Source organism: Mongoliibacter ruber (genome assembly GCF_003003005.1).
Taxonomy (GTDB): domain Bacteria; phylum Bacteroidota; class Bacteroidia; order Cytophagales; family Cyclobacteriaceae; genus Mongoliibacter; species Mongoliibacter ruber.
Genome location: NZ_PVTR01000002.1, coordinates 262,919 through 272,570, shown reverse-complemented (window position 1 = coordinate 272,570; position 9,652 = coordinate 262,919). Strand labels below are relative to the sequence as shown.

The following is a 9,652-nucleotide window of genomic DNA, read 5'->3' as shown; positions in this document are numbered from 1 at the left end:
TTCGAAATACCTGATTTGATTCCTTTGTTGAATTATGTCGGGTTACCCTAAAGATCCTGAAAGGATCGAACCTTTCAATAGCCCTAGGTGAAACCTGGGGTGAAGGTGAATGATGGTAAAAGGCAACAACCCTGAAGGGGTTGAACTTGTGGTAATGCTAAGTCAACAAAAAAGTCCATAGCTACAAAACCCCTGTGATCAACAAAAGCACCAACCTGTCATCAGGTGTTTCTATAAAGATCCCAAAGTACAAGGTCACATAACTGATCAATCCTCTGATCACCGTTCCCAAACCGTAAATATTGAATCCGTATTTTTTTCTACTGATGTCCCAAAGCACATAGCCCAAATAAAAAAACAGGGCAATAGCCAGAACAATACCTAGGATACGGAGGACATTCATGCTTAGCGGCTGAGTTCCCGGACTTTTTTCTCAATTCCCGCCTTGGCTTTTCTGATATTGTCCAAGGCAAGTTTTAAGTCTATTTGGTGGTTTTCTATATTCTGCAGATTGGCAAACCAGACTTCAGGATTTGTTTTACCCTTGGACTGATTGATACTGCGCGAAGTGACAGCCACATTTTCAGGACAGTTCACCACAAGGGCAATCTGTTCGTCCGTCAGTAGGTGTTTGTAGGTAGTATGCACCCACTCCGAACCATAAATATGTTCGTAGTCATAGCGTTCACCACCGTTTAGAATTTCACCAGTATAGCAGTCTTGATACAAAGCCTTTCCGTTGCCACGCTTCTCGGCTTCCCGATGCATAGCAGCTTTGACTTGGTTAAAGACTTTGTCAATATCGAAGCGGAGGTAGGGGCGGAGGGGGTTGGGGGTCATTAAACAAACTGGAATAGAAATAAAAACAAAATAAGTAAAGAAACTGATAGAGTCACCAATTGAATGGCTCTACTTTTTTTCAATTGAAATTCTAACTTTTCAAGTTTTAGATGTGTTGAATTGTTATTTTTGATTATGCTTTTAACCTCTTCAGATAAGATATTGATCTTATTAAGTTTTTCTGAATATTCTTCAAGTTTAGATTTTGATAAATCATTGTCAGTAATAATTCTATCCAAAATTTTTTCTAAATTTTGGATAATTTTTTCATTAAAATGTTCATTTTTATTTTTTATATCTGTAAATTTTTTATCCAAAATAGGGTTTATCTCACCGAGTGTCTTATCAGCCAAATTATCACTTACTCTAGTAAGAATTTCAGAAATTTCATTCCTATAATTTTCTATTTTCTCTTCCATTATAGTTTAATCTATTTTTTCTTCTACCAATTCTAACTCTGAAATTAATGAGTAAAGCCCTAAAAAATTATCTAGCTTTTCTATTTCATCTCCATTATACAAAGGATCCCAGTTTATAACATTTTTATGAATTTCCGTTTTAAAATTACACCAAATTTCCTTTTTATAATTTTTAAGATTCGTTACCTCTTTTATATAAGATGAGGTATTTTCATATTTTATTTTCAACTCACCTATTTCAAACAATTCATATGTTGACAATGCTTTCATTTTATCTTTGATTTTGGCTTTCAAATCTATAATTGATTTCATCAACTTCACTATCTCAGAATGTTTTATATCTATTTTTTCAGCAAGTTTTACTTTAATGCGTTTTAATTCTCCATCATACAAGCGTTTTTTCATAAAGTTTTCTTGGTCTATATCCAAATTCAATTCTGATAATGTAAACCCTTTTTTTAATTCAACCCTCAATTCAAGAATATCTTGGTAATATTCATCCTTTAATTTAGCGTTAATAAAATCCGATATTTTACTTTCAATAGTTTTAAGATTTATATTGATTTCATCTAAATGTTTATTATACTTAGTCCTGTTATTGATGGACTCTAGAATTTTTAATTTTATTAATTTCCCAAGATCTTTCTCTATCCGTAAACTTAAATCATCTATGCCATCTATTAGAGATGTTTTTTTTTTCTCATTTCGCAGAGTTTCTTTTTCCATCTTTTCAATATCCTCTTCCAAATTAGAAAATACATCATCAAAAATTTCTTGTGAAAAATTTAGAAGTTCATCAAGATCACCTAGATATTTAGATATATCATTTATAATTATTCTCTTTTTAGAATTTAAAAACCTCAAATCTAATTTTCTTAATTCTTTTTCTGTTGTTGCTAAAAAAGGGTTCCCATCAGTATTTTTAAAAGCAGTTAAAATAAAGTTTTTTTGATCTATCCCTCGGCCAAAAATTTTTTTAATGCCTGAATTAAAAGTTTCAAACAGATTTTCTTGAATCTCACTATTGTCCTTGTCCTTTTTAAAACTTGAATTAAGATCAATCTTATTTCCAAAAAATATCACATTTTCTAGTTTATCTTCAATAGTATCTTTGTTCTCTTGCAAAAGAACTAAACTGTCCCCGAGAATATTTTCAGAAGCATCAATTAACCAAAAAATGCATGAAGATTTCTTCGGAATATTTTTTACTAATTCATCTGTCTTAGAAATATGAGAGCCTAATCCAGGAGTGTCTACTATAATATAATCTTTAAAGTATTTCAATGAATGAAAAATTTCTATGCTATTAACAGCTTCGTCAATAATAAATGATTCATCAGATTTATTTTTCTTTGCTATAATATTTTCCCGTAAAAAGTAACAGCTTTCTTCAGAATCTAAATCAAGTTTCGAATCTATTAAATTCACATTTTTTGGAATGACTATTTTTTCGAATTCAATATTATTTTTTATTCTAAAATTTGCGTATGGAGGATATGAGTTAGTATGTTGAAGGGTTTGAATAATTGAAGTTTCTACTTTAACAGAAGTTTTAAAAAGATCATATCCCTTTTTGTTTCCATGGTTCAAAATAAGGTTGTGAAATTCTGATTTACCAGTAGACGTTTTACCAACAACACAAATTTTTAACTTTGATGTCATCAAATCATTTTCAATTTCATTTAACTCTTTAAGTCTATTTGACAAATCTGTTACATTAAATTCCAAAACCCCTTTACTCAATAGTTTTTGGTAAAAAAGGTTTTTCCGATCAACCAATGCATTAAAACTATTCAGACAACTTAAAGTGTGCATCATTTAGCTTAATTATTGAAAGATTGATTTTTTCAATTTCAGAAGTAAAAGGGTTTTCATTTTTACTTTCATCCATTTTTTTTAAATATTGGTTTTGTACCAAATTTTTGCTCTCTTCATATCTTTTTTGAACAGCTTCTCTAATAGACTTTTCGCCATGTAAAATTTGTTTCTTGCACTCCTGATAAAACATAATCTTCAAATAAATAATATTGACGTTTTTAGGATTAAGACCAATCTCCCATGCCAATTTTGTCAGATCTTCAATTTTGATATCTAGTTTCAGCCAACTATTAGAATCTGTATTGGTTTTAGTACCTGTTTTCTTATTACTGGTTTTCTCTTTTGTCGTTTGTGTTTTTGCTTCCTGCTTTTTGTTCAGAAAATCAGTAATCTTTTCAAGATTTATATCGATGTTTTCAAACACTCCTTCTTTTATCTCTGGAATACTTATTTCCGGAATTTGAATTCTATCTTCAAAATAAACATTAATATCTGCCCAAAATGAGGTCCAACTATCCACAAATTTATTTTCCTTAGAATGGTGGTCCTCATTAATTCGTAATCCATAGACGGTTGAAAAAAGCTGCTCCTTTACATGATCTTCAAAATATTCAAATTCTTTTTTTAACTTCTTCTTATCATCTATATTTTGTTTTTCTACTTCTTTTTCTTTTGTGGTCTTCCAAATTTGATTTTCTCTTTCACTAATATCATTTAAGCCCATTTCATCTTTTTCAATCTTTGCTTTCATATCATTCAAAGAATGAATTAAATTTAAAATGCACCTTTTAAGTTTTTTTTTATGAGATACCAGATAATACTTATCAATTTTTTGGATTAAATGTAGATTCAAATTATTGATTCCATTTGGATCTTTTCCCTTATAAAAGTCATCTGCTGAAATAATTTGGTAAAAGCTTATGTTTAACCCGTTAAATTGTAATTTAACTTTATCTTCAATATATGTTGCAAGTGATTTTCGGGTTATGCCCTCCCCAGGTTCAGTGATATCACCCATTGTAAAAAGAACTATGAGAGGTATTCCAAGTTCTGAGATCGATTTTAGTGTCTCTAATTCTTGCCCAGTCAGGTTACTGAGACAAGGATTGAAAAATAAAATCACGTCTGCATCATTTAACATCAGATTTAAAAACGAGTTATTGTTATTAAAGTCAAAAATTCCCGGAATATCAACTATACTTGTTGTCCTAAGGATTTCCTTTGAAAGCTTTAAAGTGCAATTACTTTGTTTCTCATTTATGTTAAAAAATAATTTTTTCCTTTCTTCAATAGAGTCTGGCAAACTTATCAGCTCACCCTGATCATAATACCCTTCAATATCTCCATAGTGAAAAGTAAATGCAACTTTCGTGGATATATCAGAGCTTGTAAAAAGCTCATTTTTTTCAAAATTAAGTAACGCATTCAAAAAAGAGGTTTTTCCAGATGAACTCTTTCCACAAAGATATGTATGAGGATTTTCCCTATTTAAACTATCAATAAGGTCATCTTTTTTTAACGTATGATCTTTAATTACATCGTTTAAAAGGTTAATCATATAGTCTTTTACCATTATTAATAAATTATAATTCTCTCAATTTATTAAACTCTTCTTTTAAAATTTCACAGCTATTTAATCCATTTCTTATTTTGTTAGCTTCCTGAGAAGATTGAAAAATTTCATTTTGGAGGGAATTATTTACCTCATCCACCATCATGTCGACAACATTTCTACCCTCTGTTATAAAAGTATTACCAAATTCTTTTTCGTTATTTAGAGAATCTTTTATACTTTCTTTTAAGTTCTTAAACATATTTTTAACTTCTAAAACTGTATCGACAATGTCATAAATGATTAATGCCCAACCAACTGGTCCAAGTATGGATTTTCCTGCGGAACTTGCCGCTTTACCTTTGACCAATTTTATCCCAGCTTTAGTTAAGAGTTTTCTTATAAGTATTACCAATGGCTTAATAAGCCTAGTTTTTAAAAAATTATTGGCTCCTTTTCTTAAATCTTTCTTTGCTACTTTAATCAAAAGATTCTTAATCAAAGGACCTAATATTTTTGTTATAGTACTAGATAATTTTTTTGAATTATTGTTATACTCGAAGCTTTTGAAATTTGAAGAGGCGTTTCCTTCTTTATTAAAATCTTTGTCTTTGTCAAGATATAGTTCTTTACCTTTCCTTAATAATATCAACTCAATATTATTTCCAATCAGAACGGCGTATTTTTCTAATGCTTTCGGAAAAATATCCTCAACGTTTTTTTCAATAATTTTACTTATCTTTTTTGAGATTGCCGATTCTTTTTTACTTCCAAAAAACCTCATGGTTGAAGAAACTACTAACTCATAGAGTAAATCCTTTATATCTATTTCCTTTTCAATATCATCAGAAAAAGCATTAACTAATTCTTCTACATATAAATTTTTCTCATTTCCAATGTTATCTTCATGCCAATTATAAATTTCAATTTTTAAATACTCAATTAAGTTTTCGAAATCTTGATTTTTTTGCTTTTCCTCAGAATCTAATTCATTTATTTTTCCTTTAAACTCACTTTCAATAGATAATAGTGTAGCATAGAGATTGTCTTTACTTTCTGTGGTTGATAACATCCTTTGCAACCTGTCAATAACATGAATAGACTTACCCTTTTTAGACTCTGGAATTAAATAATCTCCAGTAAACTTATTAAAAGCCTCAAATTGAGAAGCTTCATCCAAAAGCTTCAACCCTAATTCTGTATATAAAGCACCGTTATCTTCATTTTCTTTTTCACAAATTCCTTTTTTTAAAAGATTATCTACAAATTCATTTAAAACAAATTCAGCTCCTAAATCATTACAATCCTGTATCCCATACAATTTCAAATCTTTCAATATTTTTACTTTGTCTGAATCATCACTGTATGCAAAACCATGATTCCAATAATTGTGTAGCATTCTTAAATTTGATTCATCATCATCCAAGCGATCTAAATCCTGTATACATTTTATATTACTTTTCTGTCCTTGACCAATTTGAGCGTAAAGCCCGTTAAAAATAAAAAGTGCAACTTCATCATTAAATCTTATCAATTTATCTTCCTCTAAGTTTTCCATAAATTGAGTGACAACATCAGTGACTCCATCTTTTGGGTCCATCCTATATAGCTTGTCAGGAAAAGTTATAAATCCAACTATTTTATTGTTGTCGGCATGGATCATTTTTATCAACCAACTATTGAAACTATCGAGGATTTTTTCTCCGCCATTAACCCATAAAATCACATCTGATTCAACAAAAAGGTGCTTGACTTTTGGATAAAAATCCTCTGTCAAAACATTCATACCAGGAGTATTTATAATCTCAATTTTTTCAAGCCTATTTAGCTTATAATAAAAAGTAACGTATTTTGTATTTCGAATGAATTCATCATCCTTACTACTTCTTCGGTTCTTATCAATTATTATTTTAGCTTGATCAATTTCCATGACGACTTGTTCGCCATTGATTAATTCAAATACTGCCTTATTATTTAAATTTTCTTCATACGGGTAAGCTAATTTAATTACCGCACTTTCATTTTCAGAAATAGTACTTGGCATCAATGCTTCTCCAATCAATAAATTTACCAAAGAAGATTTACCTGTACCTTGACTTCCTACAACAGCAATTTTAAAAGGACTTTCAAGACTTTTGGATAGATTTTGTAAGTTTTCTTGGATTGATTCAATCAAGTTAAAAATATTTTTCCCAACGTTTCCAGAGGAGTCCTTTACTTTTGTTTGGCTTAGGCTAACATCTAAAGATTCGGTGGCACTTTCTATTCTTTCTGAACTGTTTATCAATATTTGCTTTAATTCTAATGGTGTTTTCATCAAGAGGGGATTTAAAATATTTTGAATTAATCAGGCCACCTAAATTACATCCGCTGAAATACCTTTTTCCAGGCGAATACCATTACGGAAGAGCGGAACTTTGACAGTTGCTTTGAATAATGCCATGGGTGATCGGGGTTGAAGGGTAAGATAGAAAATGATCTCATGCGATATAGAAAAAATGTACATTCGCTGGGAATTGCAGGAAATTCGCTGCGTTTTTGAGGTTATTTGAATTTTTAGATTTAGCTAAACTTTTGTTTCTTTTAAAGAAACCATTAAAAACTCAGACAAAAGCACCATTTTTATTCCTTTGGTTTAACTGTGTTTTGACAGATACAGTCCGGCACTTTTCAATAGAATTTTACGACATCGCCTGACCGCCTGAGAATCCTTGAAATATTAAATATCCAAACATCATGATCAATGTTCCGAAAATTAGGAATCTTGCAATCAAGATTCATTTTAAGGTGTGCAGTATTTTCCCTAAATAGGTGTAGCTAGATTTCAATATCTGCTTTGACTTTGAAAAAGACTTGGTCAGTCAAAGCGGACGTAGGGGCTGGAGGGATGTATATTAAGTTTTATCAATCTCTTCAAACATTTATAATCGAATCTTTTTGAATGTTTTCATGGTATTAGCCCCTCTTCAACCAATTGGTAATTTAAAAATTGGATTATCGCTACTTGTTAATATTTGTCTTGACTATAATTTCAATTTTATCCGTCCTGTCTTTAGTTAAGTTAAGTCTAAGCCTCTCCTTTTCTAAAAATCTTCTCTCAATAGGACCGATATCATCTACTTCTGATAAGCAAAATTCAACTTCTGCTAAATATTCTTTTTCCTCATCTGTTAAGCCATCAGAATAGCTTTTTTCAAGAAATTCCCTTCTTTCATTATTAATCTTAAGCTTTTCCGCAAGCCTATTCAACATTTTTCTACTAATACCATTAATTTCTAAGTTTTCTGAAAGAATAAATTTATATTCTTCAAGGTATTCAAGTTCGGGTTCACTAAGCTCATTTTTTGACTCTTTTAATGGTTCTCTCAATCCACTGGCCTTTATTGCTTCCTTTTCATGGTAGTTTTCAAATCTTATAGATATATCCCAAACAATTTCTTCTTTGAAAGTTGAGTGAATATAGTTTTCTGTATTTATATCTAATTTAGCATTAGTAATCAATGCTTTTACCTCAATGGAAAGCTTACTTTCATTTTTAGAGTAAAACTTTGTAATTTCTTTACTTGTCAATGTTTCACGATGATGCAACAAACCTCCTTGTACCCTAAATTTCTTTAAATTCTGCCAAGAAGGTTCATTATGATACCACGTCAAATCATCTGGCAAATAAGGAGAAGTATTGGGACTTGGAAATGTTTGCAAAATTTTTAATCCACTATCATCCGAGTTGAGGTTTTTATTGATTCTTTTTTCTTCGGCTTGTAAATCAGCACTAATTCCAACTCCTTTAAATTCCCTACCAACGTGACCTCCTATTGCTTTTTGAATTTCTTCTGATGTTGTAGTTAATTTTCCTTTTTTAAATTCGATTTGGATCTCAACGGCACCTAAACATCTGACCAAATGCAAAAACTCATCAATTCTTTCTCGAAAAAGCATTTCTTCTAAACTAGAAAATGGAAAATATAAGTTTTCCTTGTAAGGATGACTTGCATACAAAACTTCAGTTTGAGGATGAAGAACAGGGAATTTTATCTCAGGTATTTCATCTTTAGAAATAACTTTAATTAATTTTTCTTTGTCTAAATCCATCCTTACTTCATCAACAACTAAGAATTTTTTGTCTGAAGAATTTAAGGTGTCAAAATCAGATTTCAGTGCTTTTTTTAGTTCTAGAATTTTATTCCAAGACTTTTCTTGCTCTTCTTGATTATAAGTTAGTTCATTGACCAATAGGAAATGTTGAAGAGATCTATTTTTAAAATTCAATCTATCCAAAGCACTTCCTCTATATATGTTTAAGGTAATATATTGCTTAAAAAAATCATCATCAATGTTTAAATCAACTAATTCGTTATCTATGAGATCATCAAGACAGTAATCTGTATGCAAAAGCAAATTATTCCAGTCTTCTTTAATACGATAATTATAACATAACGTTAGATGTGCCATATAAACTGAATCTGAATCCGGATAATTATTTATTATTTCGTGTGAAATATTAATTTGTTCATCAATATCAGTTGAGTCAAACAACTGGTCAAGTAATATTTCTGCTTTATCAACAATTTGACTAGCAATGCTGTTCAATGCGCTCAAAACATGAGGGACAAATTCTAGAGATAAATTTAAAAGAAAACTATCTCTAGATAGCAAAGCATTTTGATCTTCGTCTTCCTCAGAATATATAAAGTAAAAACTATCTCTTCCTTCAATAAACTCTACTCTTTTTAACTTTTCCCAAGTAATACTCCAATAAAACGAATCTCCAAATGTTGATTCATGATAAAAAATCCCAACATCTGTAATAATAGTATTATCCTCGGCTGACCCCCAAAAAGTTCGATCACAAAGCCATAATATTTCTGATTTTATTGGTAGTTCATGAACTTTTATAGCTGCATGTTCTTTCTTACTCGGAATATTTTTTGAGATATAAACTTTATTATCTTGCTCATTTGGATAATCAAATACCTGTGGATATTTTCTAAGTTCTTTAATAATTATGTCTTTCATCTTTATA

At 30.2% G+C, this 9,652-nt stretch carries 7 protein-coding genes; all 7 read right to left on the bottom strand.

The window, feature by feature from the left end; genetic code table 11:
* Positions 1 to 181: 181 nt before the first annotated feature.
* Positions 182 to 403, bottom strand: a complete 222-nt coding sequence (locus tag CLW00_RS04460) for a hypothetical protein (RefSeq protein ID WP_106132448.1) — start codon at positions 401 to 403, stop codon at positions 182 to 184.
* Positions 404 to 405: 2 nt separating this feature from the next.
* Entirely contained in the window at positions 406 to 840 is a 435-nt protein-coding gene (locus CLW00_RS04455; RefSeq protein WP_106132447.1) for a hypothetical protein, read from the bottom strand.
* A complete protein-coding gene (locus CLW00_RS04450) occupies positions 840 to 1,259 on the bottom strand; it encodes a hypothetical protein (RefSeq protein ID WP_106132446.1) in 420 nt (139 codons plus the stop codon). Before CLW00_RS04450 ends, CLW00_RS04455 begins: the two co-directional genes overlap by 1 nt.
* A gap of 6 nt (positions 1,260 to 1,265) precedes the next feature.
* Positions 1,266 to 3,077: a dynamin family protein gene (locus CLW00_RS04445; protein ID WP_106132445.1), complete on the bottom strand. Its 1,812-nt coding sequence runs from the start codon at positions 3,075 to 3,077 to the stop codon at positions 1,266 to 1,268.
* Positions 3,049 to 4,650, bottom strand: a complete 1,602-nt coding sequence (locus tag CLW00_RS04440; protein WP_106132444.1) for a dynamin family protein — start codon at positions 4,648 to 4,650, stop codon at positions 3,049 to 3,051. Before CLW00_RS04440 ends, CLW00_RS04445 begins: the two co-directional genes overlap by 29 nt.
* Positions 4,651 to 4,660: 10 nt before the next feature.
* The gene (locus tag CLW00_RS04435) at positions 4,661 to 6,946 is read right to left on the bottom strand and encodes a dynamin family protein (RefSeq protein WP_106132443.1); all 2,286 of its coding nucleotides are present in this window, start codon (positions 6,944 to 6,946) and stop codon (positions 4,661 to 4,663) included.
* Positions 6,947 to 7,629: 683 nt separating this feature from the next.
* Positions 7,630 to 9,645: a hypothetical protein gene (locus tag CLW00_RS04430; RefSeq protein ID WP_106132442.1), complete on the bottom strand. Its 2,016-nt coding sequence runs from the start codon at positions 9,643 to 9,645 to the stop codon at positions 7,630 to 7,632.
* Positions 9,646 to 9,652 lie beyond the last annotated feature (7 nt).